Source organism: Kitasatospora sp. NPDC058492, assembly GCF_042720685.1.
In the GTDB taxonomy this organism is placed as follows: Bacteria; Actinomycetota; Actinomycetes; order Streptomycetales; family Streptomycetaceae; genus Kitasatospora.
Genome location: NZ_JBHXMU010000032.1, coordinates 79,039 through 97,941, shown reverse-complemented (window position 1 = coordinate 97,941; position 18,903 = coordinate 79,039). Strand labels below are relative to the sequence as shown.

The following is an 18,903-nucleotide window of genomic DNA, read 5'->3' as shown; positions in this document are numbered from 1 at the left end:
AGCTTCCGCGGCCCCTGAGCCGTCCGGTCCTTGCGGATCTTGAAGTCCATCGCATCCCCTGAACTGGGGTGTTGCGACAACCACTAGAACCTAAGCCCCACCCGAAGCCCCGCCCACACCCAAGCCCTCGACCCCCGGACGGACTCCCGATGACCGCCTCCTTCTCCCTGCCCCCCGAGACCGCCGTGCCCCGCCTGCACGTGGCCCGGCGCACCCTGGAGCGGCTGCGCAGCGTCCCCGCCCTGGCCCCGCGCTACGCCAGCCACGTCAACGTCCACACCCTCGACCGGCTCGCCACGCTCCCGCCCCTGGCCAAGGACGACCTCAACACCGCCCTCGCCCACCTGGAGCCCGCCGCCGACCAGGCCGCCACCTGGCTGTTCCAGAGCGGCGGCAGCACCGGCGCCCCCCAGGTCGGCTACGCCCCCACCGGCTTCTACATGGCCGGCGTGCACGCCCACTGGCAGCCGCTCGACCGGACGGACGTCTTCGTCAACGCCTGGGGCGCCGGCCGGATGTGGGGCGCGCACTTCCTCGCCGCCGCGCTCGCCGACCTCTCCGGCTGCCGGATCATCGCGCTCGGCTCGGTCGCCGCCGAGGAGTACGGCGACTGGCTGGCCTTCCTGGCCGCGCGCCGGGTGACGGCCATCGGCGGGACGCCCAGCGTGCTGCGGCTCTGGTTCGCGCACGCCCGCGCCGCCGGCATCCGACTCCCCTCCCTGCGCAAGGTGTTGTGGCTCGGCGAGGCCTGGCAGCCCCAACTCGCCGAGGACCTCGCCGTGGTGGCGCCCGAGGCGCAGCGCTGGGGCATGTTCGGCAGCACCGAGACCTGGGTGGTGGCCACCAACACCCCCGACTGCCCGGCCGACACCTTCCACCCGCTGCCCGACCAGCTGGTCCACTCCGACGCCGACGGCCTGCTCGACTTCACCACCCTCAACCCCGAGATGCTCAATCCTGTGCTGCGCTACCGCACCGGCGACGCGGGCGAGTTGACCGACTGCCCGTGCGGGAGGCCGGGTCCGGCGATGCGGGTGCTGGGCCGGCGCGACAGCGTCGTCCAGGTCCGCGGCCTCGGGCTGGACGTGGCCGAGCTGATCGCCCGGGCCGAGCGCGAACCGGGCGTGGCCCGGGCCCAGGTGGTGCTGACCGAACAGCGCGGCCGGGCCACCGGGGTGGAGGTGCTGCTGCTCACCGGCGGGACGGGCGCCGCGCCCGACGCCGAGCGGCTGCGCAAGGAGCTGTTCGCCGCCACCTTCACGCTCAGCACCGCCTTCCAGCACGACCCGGAGTCCTTCCGGGTGCGGCCGGTCGAGGAGCTGATCAGCAACGGCCGCACCGGCAAGACCGCCGGGCTGGTCCTGCGGGAGGGCGCGTGAAGTCCGACCCGGCGGGAGGCGGGGTGACGTCCGACCCGGCAGGAGGCAGGACGGCGCCCGAGCGGCCGGCGCCGCTGGGCCGGGGCTTCGACCTGTTCTGGGCCGGGCAGACCGTCAGCCTGGTCGGCGACAAGGTCACCGTGTTCGTCGTCCCGACCCTGATGATCTTCGTCCTGCACGCCTCCGCCCTCCAGGTCGGCGTGGTGGCGATGGCCCAGTACCTCGGCATCCCGCTGCTCGGGCCGGTCGCCGGAGTGCTGGTCGACCGCTGGGACAAGCGCCGCACCATGCTCGGCTGCGACCTCGTCCGGCTGGCGGCGGTGGCGGCGATCCCGCTCGCGTACTGGCTCGACGTGCTGTCCACCCCGCTGCTGTTCGGCTGCGTGGCGGTGATCAGCGGCGCGACGATCTTCTTCAACGTCGGCTACCTGGTCGCCGTCCCCGCCGTGGTGCCCGAGGACGGCATGGTCCGCGCATACTCCCGGCTGGAGGGCAGCGGCTCGGTCGCCGAGGTCGCCGGCCCCTCCATCGCCGCCGCCCTGTACAGCGCGCTCGGGGTGGCCGCCCTGCTGGTCGACGCGGCCAGCTACCTGGTCTCGGCCGTCTGCTTCCGGTACATGAGCCCGTGGGGCGAGCGGACGGTCGAGGACGGCTCGATCCGGGAGCGGCTGACCCTCGGCTTCCGGCTCAACTGGGCGGACCCGGTGCTGCGCCGGGTGGTGCTGGCGGCCGTCACGCTCAACTGCGGCGGGCCGGTCTTCGTCACCGTCCTGCCCGTCCTCGCCTACCGGGGCCTGGGCGTGACGGTCGGCGCCTTCGGCGCGGCCATGTCGGTGGCCGCGCTCGGCGCGCTGGTCGGCGCCCTCGTCGCCCCGCGGCTCAGCCGGCGGTTCGGCCTGGGGCGGACGATGGCCTGGTCGCTGCTGCTGCACTGCCTGGCCGGCCTCGGCCTGCTCGCCGCGCCCGCACTGCCGCCCGGGCCGGTGATCGCGGTGACCATGGGCTGCTACGGATTCTTCATGTCCTGCATCAACGTGTGCAGCGCGCCCACCCGGCAGGCCCGGATGACCGCCCGCAACCAGGGCGTCATGCACGCCGCCTTCCGGACCGTCACCTGGGGCGTGATCCCGCTCGCTGCGCTGGTCGGCGGCCTGGCCGTCACCCTGCTCACCGGCCCGCTGGGCATCCTGGACGCGGCCCGGGCGGTGATGGCGGGCGGCACCCTGCTGGCCGCCTGCTCCTTCCTCCCCGCCCTCGGCCTCCAGCCGCTGCTGGACGCCGCCGGGCGCGAGGCCGCCGCCCCCGGGGAACTCGCGGAGAGCGCGTCGTGAGCGACGCGAACGCCGGGAACGCCGGGAACGCCGTGCGCAATGTGAACGCCGACGGCAAGGTCCTGCTGATCACCGGGACGTCCTCCGGCATCGGCCTGGCCACCGCCGTCGCAGCCGCCCGGGCCGGGTACCGCACGGTGGCCACCCTGCGCGAACCCGGCCGCGCCGGGGAGCTCCGGTGGGCCGCCGAGGCCGCCGGCGTCACCGTGGACGTCCGCCGCCTCGACGTCACCGACCCCGGCTCGATCGCCGCCTGCCTGGACGGCGTGGCCCGGACGTACGGGCGGCTGGACGCCGTGGTCAACAACGCGGGCGTCTCCAACTCCGACCCGACCCTGGAGATGTCCACCGACGCGGCGCTGCGGGCCAACCTGGAGGTCAACTTCTTCGGGGTGGCCGCCGTCAGCCGGGCCGCGCTGCCGCTGCTGCGGGCCTCCGCAGGCCGCCTGGTCGCCGTCGGCAGCGTGCACGGCGTGGTCGGCCAGCCGTTCAACGAGGCGTACTGCGCCGCCAAGTTCGCCGTCGAGGGGTTCCTGGAGGCGCTCGCCCCGGTCGCGGCGGCGCACGGCGTCCAGGTCTCGGTGGTCGTGCCCGGCTACGTCCCGGACACCCGGTTCGGGGTCTTCCCGGACATCGACCGCGGCACCATCCAGGCCGCCTCCGGCCCGTACGCGCCCACCTTCGCCGGCTACCTGGACTGGGTCGGCGGCCAGGGCTGGGAGTCGGCCGGCCAGCCTGCCAGGGAGGTCGCCGAGGTCGTCGTACGGACCCTGCTCGCCGACCGGCCGCCCTTCCGGGTGCCCGCCAACCAGTGGGCCGCCGACTACCTGGCCGCCAAACTCGCCGACCCGGACGGCTCCACCGTCCAGTCCCTCGCCCGGACCTGGCTCGGGCAGCCCGACGCACGCCGCGAAGCACGCCTCGAAACACGAGCCGAAGCACGAGTCGAAGCACCCGCCGAAGCACCCCCCGCAGCACCCTCCTCCTGAGCAAGGGACCCGACCACCATGCCCGCCAAGCCCCTGGCCGAGCTGATCGCCTTCGCCCGCGCCAACTCGCCGTTCTACGCCGAGCTGTACCGCGACCTGCCCCCCGCCGCCGAGCGCCTCGACCAGCTCCCCGTCATCGACCAGGCCGCCTTCTGGGCCGCCAACACCTGGCCCGACAACCGCGTCCTGACCGGCCCGCTCAGCGACGCCGGCATCTACAAGACCGGCGGCACCACCGGCGTCCCCAAGTTCTCGCCCTGGACCCGCACCGAGCACGCCGACTCGGTCACCGCCTTCGGCGCCGGACTCGTCCGGGCCGGCCTGCGGCCCGGACACCGGGTCGCCAACCTGTTCACGGCCGGCGAACTCTACGGCGGCTTCCTCTACATCGAGGGCGCCCTGCACCACGCACCCGTGGACAACGTCCGCCTGGGCGTCGGCGGCGCCGCCCCCGACCCGTACATCGCCGACCTCATCACCGGCTTCGGCGTCCACGTGCTGGCCGGCGAGCCGATGAAGCTCAGCGCCGTCGCCGAGTGCCTGGTCCAGCGCGGGGAGACGGCCGACGGGGTCGAACTGCTGCTGTTCGGCGGCGATCTGCTCTTCGCCGACCTGCGGCCGATCCTCGCCCGGGCCTTCCCCCACGCCGCCGTCGCCTCCGTCGGCTACGCCTCCAACGACGCCGGGCTGGTCGGCTCGCCCGTCCCCGGCGACGACGTCCGGGTGCACGAGGCCTTCGCGCACCGCACGGTGGTGGAGCTCGTCGACGACGTCACCGGCAAGACGATCACCACGCCCGGCACTCCCGGCCGGGTCGTCGTCACCAACCTGTTCCGCACCCTGATGCCGATCCTGCGCTACCCGACCGGCGACCGCGCCGAGTGGACCGACGCCCGCTGCCGCCGCTTCCGCCTGCTCGGCCGCTCCACCGAGGGCGCCCGGGTCGGCACCGTCGCCATGCCCACCGAGGAGATCCGGGCCGTCCTGCTCGCCGCCGACCCGGAGCGGCACATCACCGGCATGCAGCTCGTGCAGCGCCGCTGGGCCGGGCGCGACGGCCTGATCCTGCGCCTCGGCTACACCGGGCAGCGGCCGGGCCCCGAACTCGCCGACCGGCTCGTCGAGGCCGTGTACACGGCCCGGCCGCTCTACCCCGACGAGGTCGCGCTGGGCAGCATCCACGACCTCGCGGTCGAGTGGGTGCCGCGCTCCGAACTGGTCACCAACCCGCGTACCGGCAAGCTCCAGCAGGTACTGGACGAGCGTCCGCAGTCCTGACCGGGCGGTGATGGCAGGGGCCGGGTGGCGGGGGCGGGGGCCGGGCAGCGGTAGGGGACTGGGCGCTCAGCCGGTCTGCGGCCGGCCCCCGATCACCACGCTCTGCCCGCGGAACTCGGCGATGACCTTCCCGTCCGCCCGCCGGACCGTCACGTCGTAGACCCCGCTGCGCCCGGCCCGCGACCGCTCCACCGCCTCCGCCACCAGTTCGTCCCCGACCGCCGCCGGGGCCAGGAAGACGACCTGCGCCGCCTGCGCGACCGTCACCGGGCCGTGGCTGTTGCACGCGAACGCGAACGCGGCGTCGGCGAGCAGGAACAGGAAGCCGCCGTGCGCCGTCCCGTGGCCGTTCACCATCGTCGCGGCCACCGTCATCCGCGTCACCGCGCGGCCGGCGGACACCTCGTCCAGCGCGATGCCCAGCATCCGGCAGGTCTCGTCCCGCGCGTAGAGGGCGGCGGTCCCGGGGTCGAGCATGGCGTCCTGTTCCCTCCGTCGACGGCGTCCGGGTCAGCGTAGAGCACGGCGCCCGGCCGCCGTCCGGGGGAACTCGGCCGCGCCGCCCCGCCGTTCAGCCCACCCTGCCGCGCGCCGACCCTAGCCTGCTCAGGTTCCCCGAGCGCAAGGACGGCTGATGGCCCAGAAGTCACCCGCGACCACCACCCCACCGGGCCCCGCCGAGATCCCGTCGGCGCAGCCGCCCAGCGGATCCGTGACGGCCCTGCGGATCGGGGCCGCCGTGGCCGGCGCGCTGCCCTCCGTGGTGCTGCGGCTGGCCGGGGTGCACCTGGCGCCCGTGCCGGGCATGGTGGTCTTCGGCCTCGGCGTGCTGGCGGCGGCGCTCCTGCTGATGTGGGCTGCGGAGACCGCCCGGGCCGACATCTCCGGCCCGCTCGCCCTGGCCCTGCTGGCGTTCATCGCCGTCCTGCCCGAGTACGCCGTCGACCTCTACTTCGCGTACGCGGCCGGCACCCGCCCCGAGTACGCCGCCTACGCGGCCGCCAACATGACCGGCGCCAACCGGCTGCTGGTCGGCGTCGGCTGGCCGCTGGTCGCCCTCGCCTCCTACTTCGCCGCCCGGCGCCGCGGCGCCGCCCCCGGGATCACCCTGCGGGAGCACCGCCGGATCGACACCGGCTTCCTCGGCGCCGCCGCCCTGGTGGCCTTCGTGATGCCGCTGACCCGGCAGATCTCCTGGGTGCTCGCGATCGTCCTGATCGCCTGGTACGGCTACTACCTCTTCCGGGTCAGCCGCTGCGGCGAGGACGACGAGGAGGAACTCATCGGCGTCCCGGCCCGGTTGGCCGCCCTCCCGCGGCAGCGCCGCCGGGCGACCACCGTCCTGGTCTTCGCGGTCGCGGCCGGGGTGATCTTCGCCTGCGCCGAGCCGTTCGCCACCTCGCTGGTCGACGCCGGCGCCTCGCTCGGCATCGACCGCTTCCTGCTGGTGCAATGGCTGGCCCCGCTCGCCTCGGAGGCGCCCGAGCTGATCGTCGCGGTCGTCTTCGCCTGGCGGCTGCGCGGGGACGACGGCCTCGGTGCGCTGCTCTCCAGCAAGGTCAACCAGTGGACCCTGCTGATCGGCTGTCTCCCGTTCGCCTACCTGGCCGGCGGCGGCGCGGCCTCCCTCCCGCTGGTCGAGCGCCAGGTGGACGAGGTGCTGCTGACCGCCGCGCAGACCGTCCTGGCCGTGGTGCTCCTGCTCGACCTGCGGTTCCTGCCCTGGAAGGCCGGGCTGCTGTTCGCCTTGTTCGCCGTCCAGTTCGCCCTCCCCGGCGAGTCCGCCCGGGTCGCGCTGAGCTGGGTCTACCTCGCCCTGGCCGTCCCGCTCCTCGCCGTGCGCCTGCGCCAACTCCCGCCGACCGTCCGCGCCTTGGCGGGCCGCATCGAGGGCGATCCGCACTAGCACCAGTGGCTCGGCTCGATTGGTCGACCGGGAAATTGATCGGCTGCTGGTAGTCCGTCAGGCTGTCTCCGAGTTCTGATCTTGGAGGTGGTCGTGGGGCGTCGTCCGGGAGTGTTCGTCCGGCCGGTGAGCATGGAGGAGGGCCGGCGGCTGCAGCGGATCGGCCGGACGTCGCGATGGCGTGAGTTCCTCGGCCTGCTCAAGGCCCTGCGCTCCCGCTGGCCCGGGGAGAAGCCTTACGTCGTGCTGGACAACTTCTCCCCGCACAAGCACCCGAACGTGCGGGCCTGGGCAGCGGACAACGAGGTCGAGCTGGTCTTCCTGCCCACCTACGGCTCGTGGCTGAACTGGATCGAGTCCGAGTTCGCGGCACTTCGTTACTTCGCGCTCAACGGCACCGACCACCGCAGCCACGCCGAGCAGAACGCCGCCATCAACGTCTACATCCGCTGGCACAACGCATGCTCCGAGCCCAAGTCCAACTTCGCCCTGGGCTCGCCGATCCGCAGTTGGACCGAGTATCCAGCCAGGGCCGCGTAGCGCGTCACGTCTCGGTTTGGCCTCGGGGCGCCCGGATCCTCGGCAGGCCGAAGCCCGTCATCTGCTTCTCCTCGTAGGAGAGGAAGCCCATCTGCCGATAGAAAGCGTGGTTCCTCTTCCCCTCCGGTGTCGACTCATGGTCGGTGGACAACAGGAAGAAGCGACAGTGCGCGTACCGCTCCATCAGGTGTTCAAGCAACGCCCGGCCGATCCCCTGCCGGTGGAACCTCGGGTTGACCAGCAGGTCCTGGACGTAGCAGATGCTTTCATCGTCGGAGACCGTCCTGGCTAGGCCAAGGAGCACGCCTGACTCATCGCGGGCAGTGATGACCAGGTGCGAGTTGGCCAGACCGCGACAGAGCTTGTCGACGTCGCAGGTGTACCCCTCCCACCCGACCGAGACGTAGAGCCCGAACATCTCCTCCGGGTCGAACTCTGTTTCCTCCGCAATCACCACGCCGGACTCTCCAACTCAAGTCAGCCGCCTCGCGCCGGCACGGCCAGGGACTCAGGACTGCGCTGCCTGCGACTTCCCCACCCGGGCGGCAAGCAAGGCGGTTCCCTCCATCTGCCGTCCAGCATGCATCCTCTATTGATCTTGCCGGATGCACAACGCATGCCGGTCTCCAGGTTGGCGCCCCGCAGAGATCAATTACCCGGTCGACCAATCGAGACGCGCCACTAGTTTGTGCGCGGGGGCAGCCGCCGGCCGACGACGAGTTCCGGGCGGATGCGGATCCGGACGGCCCCGGGGGTGCGGCCTACGGCGGGGCCCACTTGGGCGCGGCCGAGGACGGTGACGTACCAGCCGGAGCCGTCCACGCCGTCCACCTCGTCGGCCTCGAAGGCGATCACGGCGTCGTCCACGGCCCGGGCGAGTTCGGAGCCGGCCGGGGCCGAGAGCAGCACTCCGCCGCCGTCCGACAGGTCGAGCCGGAAGGACACCGGCAGCACCGCCGGGAGGGCGCGGATGGTGTAGACCACCCGGCCGACCGCGGCCCTGGCCAGCAGTTCCAGCGCCCGCTCCCGGTCCAGTTCGAGCAGGTCGTGATCACCGTTCATGCCCTCGATGCTCGCCCCGGCGGTGGCGGCGCCGCGAGGGCCGATGGTCCCGCCGGGGGTCCCGGGCCCGGACGTCGCGTCAGCCCCGGAGGGAGCGCAGGTGCCCCGGCTGCGCGGCGGCGGCCGCCTGGCGCAGCTCGGTGGAGATCAGCGCGGCCTGCACCCGCCGCTCCACGCCCAGCTTGGCGAGCAGCCGCGAGACGTGGTTCTTCACCGTCTTCTCGGCGAGGTAGAGCCGTTCGCCGATCTGCCGGTTGGTCAGGCCCTCCCCGATCAGCGCCAGCACCTCCTGCTCGCGCACGGTCAGCGCGGGCCCGGTGGTGACGGGCTGCGCGGGCTCGGCGTCACTGCGCAGGCGGTTGAGCAGCCGGGTGGCGGCGCCCGGGTCCAGCATCGAGCGGCCGGAGGCGACGGTCCGCACGGCGGCCACCAGGTCGGTGCCGCTGATCTGCTTGAGCACGTACCCGGCGGCGCCCGCCATGACGGCGTCCAGCAGCGCCTCCTCGTCGTCGAAGGAGGTCAGCATCAGGCAGGCCAGGCCGGGCATCCGGGAGCGCAGTTCGCGGCAGACCGACACCCCGTCGCCGTCGCCCAGCCGGACGTCCAGCACCGCCACGTCGGGCCGCAGCGCGGGCACCCGGACGAGCGCCTGCTCGGCGGTGGCGGCCTCGCCGACCACCTCCAGATCGGGCTCGCCGTCCAGCAGGTCGTGCACCCCGCGGCGCACCACCTCGTGGTCGTCCAGCAGGAACACCCGCACCGGCGCCGGTGCCCCGGCGCCCGCCGTCTTGGTCGCCATCACGCGGCTCCACCTTCGTCACCCCCGCACACTCCCGGCAGGGCCCAGGGCATCATCGCCCACCGGCCGCCGCAGGGCCCAGGGCCCAACGACCCCATTCGGGCGAGCGCGCGGGCGGCGCGGCCCCCGCAGGAGCCGCGCCGCCCGTAGGCCCTGTCCGGCCGATCTTGCCGGACAGGGCCGAGGGGAGGGGCCGTCAGCGCCGCCGCGCGCTGCCGAGGCCCGCCAGCAGGAAGGCCAGCGCCACCCCGGCCCCGCTGACCGCCGCGAGCGCCACCCGGGAGCCGACGGCGCCCTCGTCCGACAGCAGGATCGCCACCGCCCCCAGCGAGGCGACGGCGGCGCCGACGACCAGCCACCCCGCGAGGGTGACGGCGGCGGGGCGGCCGGAGCGCGGCGCCGGCCGGGCGCCCAGGGCCGCCCAGCGGGCGGCGGCCTCGTGCTGCTCCCCGCGCCGGTCCCACCGGGCGCGGACCCGCAGCGCCGCGCCGCCGACCAGCCCGGCGAGGGCGATCTGCGCGGCGGGCCGCCAGTCGGGCAGGGCGAGCAGCAGCCCGCCGGCCATGGCGAGGGCGGCCCACCACAGGACGCAGGCCGCCGCGGCCGTGCGGGTGGAGCGGGGCCGGTCGGCGCCGGCCTGGAGGTCGGCGATGGCGGGCAGGTACCAGACGCAGCCGCTCGCGGTGAGCGCGGCGGTGCCGATGGCGAGGACGGTGTGGGTCATGGGGCCGGCCTTCCAGGTCGCGAGGGGGAGCCGTCCCCGCCCGTGACGGGGGCGTGGGCGGGGACGGCGGTCGGTGGGTGTTCGGAGCGGGTGGCCGGGGCGCGCCCGGCCTCGGGTCAGCTGTCCACGGCGGACCGCTCGCGCTCCGCCCTGGTCTGCGGCAGGTCGTACTTGGCCGGGGTCACGTCGCCCAGGTGGGTGGCGGGCTTGCCGGTGTTCTCCAGGACGTCCAGGGCGGCGATGTCGGGGTGGTGCAGGTCGAAGGCCGGGGATTCGGAGCGGATCCTCGGCAGCCGGACGAAGTTGTGCCGGGGCGGCGGGCAGGAGGTGGCCCACTCCAGCGAGCGGCCGTAGCCCCACGGGTCGTCGGCCTCGACCTTCTCGCCGTACTTGGCCGTCTTCCAGATGTTGTAGAGGAACGGCAGGATCGACAGCCCGAGCAGGAAGGAGAAGATGGTGGACAGGGTGTTGAGCGTGGTGAAGCCGTCCGAGGCCAGGTAGTCGGCGTAGCGGCGCGGCATGCCCTCGGCGCCGAGCCAGTGCTGGACCAGGAAGGTGCCGTGGAAGCCGACGGTGAGCGTCCAGAAGGTGATCCGGCCGAGCCGTTCGTCGAGCTTCTTGCCGGTCATCTTGGGCCACCAGAAGTGGAAGCCGGCGAACATCGCGTAGACCACGGTGCCGAACAGCGTGTAGTGGAAGTGGGCGACGACGAAGTACGAGTCGGAGACGTGGAAGTCGATCGGCGGGGCGGCGAGCAGCACGCCGGTGAGGCCGCCGAACAGGAAGGTGACCAGGAAGCCGACCGTCCACAGCATCGGTGTCTCGAAGCTGAGCGAGCCCTTCCACATGGTGCCGACCCAGTTGAAGAACTTGACCCCGGTCGGGACGGCGATGAGGAAGGTCATGAAGGAGAAGAACGGCAGCAGCACCTGCCCGGTGACGTACATGTGGTGCGCCCACACCGTCACCGACAGGCCGGCGATGGCGACGGTGGCGGCGATCAGCCCCGCGTAGCCGAACATCGGCTTGCGGCTGAAGACCGGGATGATCTCGGAGATGATCCCGAAGAACGGCAGCGCCAGGATGTACACCTCGGGATGGCCGAAGAACCAGAACAGGTGCTGCCAGAGCATCGCCCCGCCGTTGGCCGGGTCGAAGACGTGCGAGCCGAACTTGCGGTCGCATTCGAGGGCGAGCAGGGCGGCGGCGAGGACGGGGAAGACCAGCAGCACCAGCACCGAGGTGAGCAGCACGTTCCAGCAGAAGATGGACATCCGGAACATGGTCAGCCCGGGTGCGCGCATGCAGATGATCGTGGTGATGAAGTTGACGGCGCCGAGGATGCTGCCGAAGCCGGAGAGCGTCACGCCCATGATCCACATGTCGGCGCCGACGCTGGGCGAGTGCACGGCGTCGGACAGCGGCGCGTAGAGGAACCAGCCGAAGTCGGCGGCGCCCTGCGGGGTCGCGAAGCCGGCGGCGGCGATCAGCGAGCCGAACATGAACAGCCAGAAGGACAGCATGTTCAGGCGCGGGAAGGCGACGTCCGGGGCGCCGATCTGCAGCGGCATGATCCAGTTGGCGAAGCCGGTGAACAGCGGCATCGCGAAGAGCAGCAGCATCACCGAGCCGTGCATGGTGAAGGCCTGGTTGAACTGCTCGTTGGAGAGGATCTGCGTTCCGGGCCGGGCGAGTTCGGCGCGCATGACCAGCGCCAGGACACCGCCGATCAGGAAGAACCCGAACGCCGACACCAGGTACATGGAGCCGATCGTCTTGTGGTCGGTGGTGGTCAGCAGTCTGACCACGGCCGAACCGGGCCGTTTCGGCCGGACCGACGGCTGCGGTACGGAGGTTGGCGGTGGCGTGGGGTCGCCCTGTGCCGGGGTGGCGCTCAAGGACGCACTCCTTAGGAACGTCGTGCGAATGGCTGGCGATCCATGATCCGAACGCACCGCCCCCGCCCCCTAGGGCCGTTCGACCCGCGCCCCCGGGGCCGCACGGCCCGCGTTCCGGCGCCCGGACCGGGACCTCCGGTGGCCGTCGGTCCCGCCCCGGCCCCTCGGGCGGCGCTCACCGCGCCGACGAGCACCGCTGGAGGAACGCCGGAACCGCCCCGGCGCCCGCGCCCCGGAGCGCCCCCGCCCGGCCCCGTCCGCCCCGGGGCCCGCACCCCCGGCCCCGGCCCTCCGCCGCGCCCCGCCGGCCCCTCCCACCCCGCCCCACCGGCCACGACACCGCGCCCGCCGGCCGCCACCGCAGCCGGCCGCCGCCTCCCCCGGGTGTCCCCTCCCCCAGGTGCCCGAAGTGTGAGGGTCGCGTGAGCGAAACAGGACGATTCCGTGCCCTACAGATCGGATCGGCCGTCAAGTAGCCTGCGGCCACGCCCGCACCGCACCGGTCACGCCCCCGCTCGGACACGCCCTGGCCCCCACCCACGCCCCGGAGGTACGCCGATGCCCCTGGCCCAGCCCGCCGCCCCCACCCGGCCGCGCTTCTCCGTCCTCGGCCCGCTGACCGGCGAAGCGGACGGCCGCCCGCTCGCCCTCGGCCCGCTGAAGCAGCGGCTGGTGCTGGCCGTCCTGCTGAGCCGCGCCAACACGGCCGTCCCGGTCGACCTGCTCACCGACGCGGTCTGGCCCGAGGAGCCGCCGCGCACCGCCCGCAAGAACCTCCAGGTCTACATCTGCACGCTGCGCACCCTGCTCGGCCGCGACCCCGGGCCCGAACGGCTGGTCCACACCGCCGGCGGCTACCTGCTGCGGGTCGCCGAACCCGAGCTCGACGTCCTCCAGTTCCGCGCCCTCGCCCGGGCCGGCCGGGCCGCCGCCGACAGCGGCGCGCTCGCCCCCGCCGCCCGGCTGCTGCGCCAGGCCCTCGACCTGTGGCAGGGCCCGCCGCTCGCCGACCTGCGCTGCTCGCCCGCCGTCCAGGCCGAGGCCGACCGGCTGGAGGCCCGCTGCCTCGGCGTCCACGAGGACTGGGCGGAGACCGAGTTGGAGCTCGGCAACGCCACCGCCGTCGCCGAGGAACTCGCCGACCTGGCCGAGCGCCACCCGCTGCGCGAACGCCTCCAGGCCGCCCGGATGAACGCCCTGCACCTGTCCGGCCGCCAGCCCGAGGCGCTCGCCGTCTACGACACCCACCGCCAGCTGCTCGCCCGCGAGTTGGGCCTCGAACCCAGCCCCACCCTGACCGCCCGCTACCGGCAGCTGCTCGCCCACGGCCCGGCCCGCCCCGCCACCGCCCGGCCGGCGCAGCACCCCGGCCCGAGCGGCGCACTGCTGCCCGCCGACGCCACCGACTTCACCGGCCGGAGCCACGAACTGCGCGACCTGATCGATGCGTTGGCGGAGGGCGGCGAGCGCGTCGCGGTCCTCTCCGGCCCGGCCGGCATCGGCAAGACCGCCCTCGCCGTGCACGCCGGACACCTGCTCGCCGACCGCTTCCCCGACGGCCGGCTGCTGCTCCGGCTGCGCGCCGAGGACGGCACCCCGCGCCCGCTCGCCGACATCCTCGCCGAACTCGCCGCCCTCACCGGCCGATCCGGCCCCAGACCGGCCGACCCGGCCCAGGCCGCCGCGCTCTGGCGCGCCTCCCTGGCCGGACGCCGGATGCTGCTGATCCTCGACGACGCCCCCGGCGAGGCCGTGGTCCGCGAACTGCTGCCGGGCTTCGGCCCGAGCGCCACCCTCGTCACCTCGCGCAGCCAACTCGCCGGACTGGCCTCGGTGCACCGGGTCACCGTGCCGCCCTTCGCCCCCGCCGAGGCGCTCGACCTGCTCGGCCGGATCGTCGGCACCGGCCGGACCGGCACCGACCGCGCGGCCGCCGCCCGGATCGTCGAGGCCTGCGGGCTGCTGCCGCTCGCCGTCCGGGTCGCCGGCACCCGGCTCGCCGTCCTGCGCCACCTGCCGCTCGCCGAGTACGCGGCCCGCCTCGCCGACCCGGCCGGCGCCCTGGACGAACTCGTCGCCGGGGACGTCACCGTCCGCGCCCGCCTCGACTCCGGCTGGCGCGACCTCACCGACCAGGGCCGCCTCGCCCTCGGCCGGCTCGCCGCCCTCCCGCTCTCCCTGCTGTTCACCCTCCCCGAGGCCGCCGCCGCCCTCGGCCGCCCCGAACGCCTCGCCCTGCGCACCCTGGAGGCCCTCACCGACACCGGCGCCGTCACCTCCCCCACCGGCGAGGTCACCGCCCACGCCGCCCTCTACGCCCTCCCCCGCCTCACCCACCTGCACGCCCGCGAGCACAGCACCGTACTGGCCGACAACCTCAACTGAGCCCGCCGCGCCGGCCGGCGCCCCTCGGGCCGAGCGTCAGCATGTCCAGCAACTCCCCGCCCTCCAGGCCCTGTTCGGCAGCGTGCAGGGCCAGCAGGACGCCCGCCGCCCCGGTGTGCAGGTCCGCCGAGAACCGCCGCAGCCGCATCCCGGGGACGAGCAGCCCCTCCGGCCGCGCGACCAGGTGCCACTGGAGCTTGCGGACCTGCTCGCGGACGGCGTCCCGGGCCGCCGGCCCGCCCAGCCGGTCCAGCGCCAGCAGCAGCCCGGCGCGGCCCCGGAACAGCCCGGGCTCGCGGACGAATCCGGGTGCGCAGACCCGCCGCACGTCGGCGAGGAACTCCTCGGACCCGCCGAACTCCCGGAACCCGTCGAACTTCCCGAACTCCTCGGACCCGATGCCGCCGAGCGCCTGGTACTCCTGGGCGACGAGCGCGATCCCGCTGCTGCCGCGGTCGAGGTAGGCGAGCCTCCGCCCCCGGTCGAGGACCTGCACCGACCCGTCGGGCACCCGTACGCACTGCGCCACGGCGCGCTCCAGCGCCTCGCGCCCGGAGGCCAGCAGCCAGTCCTCGCCGGTCCGCTGGTACAGCCGCAGCTGGACGAGGGCGATCCCGGCGAGGCCGTACAGCAGTCCGGCCGCCGTCGGCGCGCCGAGCCCCGGGACGGTCTGCCCGCGCAGCACCGCGTCGAGCGCCCGCGCGTCGGCGAGGGCGTCCGCGAGTTCGCGCCGGCTGCCGAGGGCGTCTGCGAGCCGCAGCCGGGCGAGCGCGGCGCCGGCCCGGCCGCCGTGGAGGGCGACGGTGGGCGCGGGCCGGGCCTGCCGGGCCTGTGCGGCCAGTTCGGCGGCCTCGTCGCCGCGGCCGACCCGGGCGAGCACGGCCGCCACGCCGAGCGGCCCGTCGAAGAGCCCGCCTGCGCCCGGTCTCGGGCCGCGCCGCCGCATCGCCGCGATCAGCCAGTCCGCGTACTCGTCGGGGCAGGGCGCCCCGGCCCGGTGCAGCGCGTACAGGACGCCGGCGGCGCCGTGGGCGACACCGGTGCCGCCGTCGGCGAATCCGGCCGGGTCGCCGGGGAAGAGCCGGTCCGGCCGGTCGGGGGTGGCCCCGGCGTGGATGCCGGCGACGAGTTCGTTCCTGGCGGCGTCGAGGGTGGGCCCGGCGAGGAGTTCGCGGACCCGCCGTTCGCCGACCGGTTCCACCGGCGCCACGGCGCCCGGCCGCACCGGTCCCTCCTCCGGCCCGAGGCCGAACCAGCGCCGTGCCCGCCGTTCCAGCGCGGGCAGCTTGCCGGGATCGCGTTCGGCCAGCTCCATCACGGGCATCAGCAGCATCAGCCAGGTGGCCCAGAGCATGTGGCGGTCGGCGTCGGCCCCGTCGAGCCCGGGCGGGGGCTGCAACCCGCCCGCGCCGGCGAGCGGGACACGGCGGCCGGTGAGCTCCTCCGCGTACTCGAAGTCGACGAGCACCACCGAACCGTCCGGACGGACGATCACATTGGCCGGGTGCAGGTCGCCGAACCGGACGCCCCGCTCGTGCAGGGCGCCGAGCGCCTTCTCCAGCCCGGCCACGACCCCGGCCACCCAGTGCGCGTACTCGGCGCGCTGTCCGGCGGTGCAGTCCTGGTGCACCAGCGGGTAACGGCGGATCGCCTCGGCGAACAGCTGGACGCCCTCGATGTGCTCCTGGACCAGGAAGGTGTGCTCCCAGACCGTCCGGACCTCGTGCAGCCGGGGCACGCAGTCCAGACCGGCGAGCCGTTCCAGCGCCCACTGCTCGCGCCGCAGCCGGGTGACGGCGTCGTCCCCGGCGGCGTCCAGCCCGGCGTGCGGGCGGGCCTCGCGCAGCACCACCCGCTCCCCGGTGGTCCGGTGCTCGGCGAGGTAGATCCCGCCGGCGTTGGAGAACTGCAGCACCTCGACGATCCGGTACGGCAGGTCGCCGCCGGCCGCCTCCCGGGCGGCCAGGTGCGGGCGCAGCTCCTCGGGCGGTTCGACCCAGGCGGGCAGTTGGAACACCGGGTCGCGCCGGTCGGGGACCAGCTCGCCGGACGGGTCGCGCAGCGCGGGCACGGGCCGCCCGTCCTCGTCCTGGCACCACAGCTCGACGAACGCGCCGTAGCGCACGTACACGGGGGCCGTGCCGATCCGCAGGTCGGTGAGCACGTACGGCCCCAGGCGGCCCGCCAGCACCTCGGCCAACTCCGCCGCCACGGCCAGGAACTCCTCCTCCGACCCCGGGTAGACGGTGACGAACTTGCCGCTGCTGCCGCGCCCCATGTACTTGCCGTTCGCGACCCGCAGCGCCTCGTCGCTGCGCAGGAACTTGAACGTCGTGCGGCGCGCCGTGCAGACCCGCGCGACGGCCCGCAGAGTCGCCTCGGCCTCCTCCGGCACGGTCGAGACGTGGATCTTCCAGCCCTGCTCCGGCAGCCGGGCGCCGTCCGGCCGCAACGCCGTCCACAGCCCGCGCCGCTCGCGCCGCCACCCGGCGGGCGGTGCGCCGAGCCCCAGCGGGTACCGGCCGGCCCGGTCGCGGAGCCGCCCCGGGGTGTCGTAGTACATCGGATCGGCGAGGCAGTACAGCTGGGTCTCCTGGGCGCCGGCCATGGCGCGCCTCCTCTTCCGGGTCGTCTTCCAAGCTCTTCCGGGTCATTCGTCTCCCGGGCCGCCGGGCCGTTCAGCCTGCGGGCGCCGGTAGCGGTGCCGGGACCGGCGCCGGGCCGCGCCGGACCGGCGGCGCCCAGGTGACCACGGCCGCGCAGAGCGAGATGGCGAGGGCCAGCAGGGCGAAGGTCCGGGTGCCGCCCAGGGCGCCGAGCAGCGCGCCGCCCACCAGCGGGCCGAACGGCTGGACCAGGGTGGACAGGAAACCGGCGGCGCTCTGCACCCGGCCGATCCGGTCGGGCGGCGCGGCGAGCAGCATGCCGGAGACGAAGCCGATGCTGGCGACCGTGGACAGGCACATGCACACCGCGCAGAGCAGCCCGATCAGCAGCGGGATCCGGGTGAGCACCAACACCCCGGCGGTGGCGGCGGCCGCCCAGCAGCTGAGCGCCACCAGCCTGCCGTCACTCGCCCCGGGGCGCGCTCTGGGCCCAGTCCGGGCCTCCAGCCTCGGGGCGAGCAGCGCGCCGGCCAGGGCGCCGGCCGCGGTACAGGAGACCACGGTGCCGCCGCCGATCCCGGAACGGCCGCCGTCGGAGGCCACGGCCAGGGTGGTGAACATCAGCGCGCTGAACGCGAAGTTCATCCCGAGCCCGAAGATCAGCAGCAGGGTGCGCAGGTAGGGCTGGCGCCAGATGAAGCTGAGTCCGGCGGTCAGTTCGCCGCGGCTGAACGCCGCGCCGCTCCTGGCGGCGGGCACCGAGCGGGTCCGCATCAGCGCGACGCAGACGGTGGAGAGCAGCAGCCCGACGCCCTCCGCGAGGAACGGCAGCACCGGGTGCCAGGCGAACAGCGCGCCGCCGGCGATCGGCCCGACCAGCCGGGCGGCGGCGCCGCGCGCCTGCATCCGGGACGACGCCGCGCGGACCTGCTCGCGCGGCACCACCGCGCGCAGCAGGCCGCCGGCGGCGGGCCCGTAGGCGCTGGTGATGAGCGCCCCGGCGGCGGCCACCAGCAGCACCAGCGGCAGCGGGGTGTGGCCGCGCAGGACGGCGATCACCAGCGCGGTGACGGCGAGCAGGCTGCCGACGTCGCACACCCGCATCAGCCGGCGCCGCTCGATCCGGTCGGCGATGACGCCGCCGGGCAGCATGGTGAGCAGCAGCGCGCCGATCGAGACGGTGCCGATGGCGCCCGCCTGGGCGGCCGATCCGGTCTCCCGCAGGACGAGCAACGGCAGGGCGATAGAGGCGAGTTGGGAGCCGAGCGAGGCCATCAGGCCGCCGACCCAGAGCAGCCGGAAGTCCCGGTTGCGGGAGAGCGAGGTGGGCTCCATGGCCGTCCTCCGGGGTGGGGGGTGGAATCGGGCCGGGGCGGTCCCGCACCGGCGGGACCGCCCCGGAAGCCAATCACTGCCCGGCGGCCGGGGGCGGTGGTGCGCCCGCCCCCGCGCCGGACACCGCTGACCTGCCGCTGGTCAGGCGGAGGTCTCGGCGGAGCTGACGTAGCTGATCAGGCTGAAGCAGCTGCCGTCGGAGGCCTCCTGGAGGACCTTCATCGCCTGGAGGTCCAGGACGTTGGCGGCGTGCGCCTCGACCTCCGGGGTCTCCTCGCTGTCCTCGCCGACGATCGGGTCGATGTTCTCGGCCATGGCTGAACTCCCTTCACTGGGTTGATCGGTGGGGGTTCGACGGGTGGTGGCCCGCCGTGGTGAAGACGGTAGGCAGGCGGGGCTGCGCACGGCCTGGGAACCGGTACGGCACCGGTATGGCCGCAGGTCGGGGAGCCGACGGCGGCGCCGTCCGGCCTGCCGCACCCGTCCGCCGGGCCCGCGCACCCGCTCCGGGCTGCGGCCATACCGCCGGCAAGGCGGCCGCGAACCGGGCCCGAAGCCGGGCCGGGGAGCCTGGCCCGGCACGCCCGCACGCCCGGCTCCGACCACGCCCACCCCGGCTCCGTGCGCACCCCGGCTCCGCGCACACCCCGACTCCATGCGCACCCCGACCC

The 18,903-nt window shown here is 74.8% G+C and carries 16 protein-coding genes; 7 read left to right on the top strand and 9 right to left on the bottom strand.

All coding sequences use genetic code 11. The annotated features are described in order from the left end of the window. Window positions 1-149: 149 nt before the first annotated feature. Genes ACFWPI_RS21865 through ACFWPI_RS21850 form a run of 4 tightly spaced genes read left to right on the top strand, consistent with a single transcriptional unit; the run spans window position 150 to window position 4,977 of the window. Window positions 150-1,379, top strand: a complete 1,230-nt coding sequence (locus ACFWPI_RS21865) for a phenylacetate--CoA ligase family protein (RefSeq protein WP_380380641.1) — start codon at window positions 150-152, stop codon at window positions 1,377-1,379. Next, entirely contained in the window at window positions 1,376-2,710 is a 1,335-nt protein-coding gene (locus ACFWPI_RS21860) for an MFS transporter (protein ID WP_380380643.1), read from the top strand. Before ACFWPI_RS21865 ends, ACFWPI_RS21860 begins: the two co-directional genes overlap by 4 nt. Continuing rightward, window positions 2,707-3,699 carry an SDR family NAD(P)-dependent oxidoreductase gene (locus tag ACFWPI_RS21855; RefSeq protein ID WP_380380645.1) on the top strand — a complete coding sequence of 331 codons (993 nt, stop codon included), beginning with the start codon at window positions 2,707-2,709 and terminating at the stop codon, window positions 3,697-3,699. The genes ACFWPI_RS21860 and ACFWPI_RS21855 overlap by 4 nt, the downstream gene beginning before the upstream one ends. A gap of 18 nt (window positions 3,700-3,717) precedes the next feature. Further along, a complete protein-coding gene (locus tag ACFWPI_RS21850; protein ID WP_380380647.1) occupies window positions 3,718-4,977 on the top strand; it encodes a phenylacetate--CoA ligase family protein in 1,260 nt (419 codons plus the stop codon). A 66-nt stretch (window positions 4,978-5,043) separates the two neighbouring features. On the opposite strand, the gene paaI is transcribed toward ACFWPI_RS21850, so the two are convergent. After that, on the bottom strand, window positions 5,044-5,454 hold the full coding sequence (paaI, locus tag ACFWPI_RS21845; protein ID WP_380380649.1) for a hydroxyphenylacetyl-CoA thioesterase PaaI: 411 nt from the start codon (window positions 5,452-5,454) through the stop codon (window positions 5,044-5,046). Between the two features lie 157 nt (window positions 5,455-5,611). Here paaI and ACFWPI_RS21840 point away from each other — a divergent pair, with 157 nt between their 5' ends. After that, window positions 5,612-6,883 (top strand): hypothetical protein, encoded by a 1,272-nt coding sequence (locus tag ACFWPI_RS21840; protein WP_380380651.1) that lies wholly within the window; start codon window positions 5,612-5,614, stop codon window positions 6,881-6,883. Window positions 6,884-6,976: 93 nt separating this feature from the next. Then, window positions 6,977-7,423, top strand: a complete 447-nt coding sequence (locus tag ACFWPI_RS21835; RefSeq protein WP_380380653.1) for a transposase — start codon at window positions 6,977-6,979, stop codon at window positions 7,421-7,423. 4 nt (window positions 7,424-7,427) lie between these two features. Here ACFWPI_RS21835 and ACFWPI_RS21830 read toward each other — a convergent pair whose 3' ends face one another. The 5 genes from ACFWPI_RS21830 to ctaD form a co-directional block, all read right to left on the bottom strand. Then, entirely contained in the window at window positions 7,428-7,880 is a 453-nt protein-coding gene (locus tag ACFWPI_RS21830; protein WP_208869037.1) for a GNAT family N-acetyltransferase, read from the bottom strand. 224 nt (window positions 7,881-8,104) lie between these two features. Next, window positions 8,105-8,485 carry a pyridoxamine 5'-phosphate oxidase family protein gene (locus ACFWPI_RS21825; protein ID WP_363373388.1) on the bottom strand — a complete coding sequence of 127 codons (381 nt, stop codon included), beginning with the start codon at window positions 8,483-8,485 and terminating at the stop codon, window positions 8,105-8,107. 79 nt (window positions 8,486-8,564) lie between these two features. Then, on the bottom strand, window positions 8,565-9,284 hold the full coding sequence (locus ACFWPI_RS21820; protein ID WP_063346183.1) for a response regulator transcription factor: 720 nt from the start codon (window positions 9,282-9,284) through the stop codon (window positions 8,565-8,567). 196 nt (window positions 9,285-9,480) lie between these two features. Further along, window positions 9,481-10,008 (bottom strand): hypothetical protein, encoded by a 528-nt coding sequence (locus ACFWPI_RS21815; protein ID WP_063346184.1) that lies wholly within the window; start codon window positions 10,006-10,008, stop codon window positions 9,481-9,483. Window positions 10,009-10,124: 116 nt separating this feature from the next. Beyond that, entirely contained in the window at window positions 10,125-11,771 is a 1,647-nt protein-coding gene (ctaD, locus tag ACFWPI_RS21810) for a cytochrome c oxidase subunit I (protein ID WP_380345321.1), read from the bottom strand. Between the two features lie 693 nt (window positions 11,772-12,464). On the opposite strand from ctaD, the gene ACFWPI_RS21805 reads away from it, so the two are divergent. Further along, window positions 12,465-14,291, top strand: coding sequence for a BTAD domain-containing putative transcriptional regulator (locus ACFWPI_RS21805; protein WP_380372095.1), 1,827 nt, complete (start codon window positions 12,465-12,467; stop codon window positions 14,289-14,291). Here ACFWPI_RS21805 and lanKC read toward each other — a convergent pair. The 3 genes from lanKC to ACFWPI_RS21790 form a co-directional block, all read right to left on the bottom strand. After that, complete coding sequence (gene lanKC / locus ACFWPI_RS21800; RefSeq protein ID WP_380372092.1) at window positions 14,284-16,899, bottom strand: class III lanthionine synthetase LanKC; 2,616 nt, start codon at window positions 16,897-16,899, stop codon at window positions 14,284-14,286. The two genes, ACFWPI_RS21805 and lanKC, sit on opposite strands and share 8 nt — an antisense overlap. Window positions 16,900-16,969: 70 nt before the next feature. Continuing rightward, a complete protein-coding gene (locus ACFWPI_RS21795) occupies window positions 16,970-18,232 on the bottom strand; it encodes an MFS transporter (RefSeq protein ID WP_380372089.1) in 1,263 nt (420 codons plus the stop codon). 141 nt (window positions 18,233-18,373) lie between these two features. Further along, window positions 18,374-18,547 carry a hypothetical protein gene (locus tag ACFWPI_RS21790; RefSeq protein WP_159398320.1) on the bottom strand — a complete coding sequence of 58 codons (174 nt, stop codon included), beginning with the start codon at window positions 18,545-18,547 and terminating at the stop codon, window positions 18,374-18,376. Window positions 18,548-18,903 lie beyond the last annotated feature (356 nt).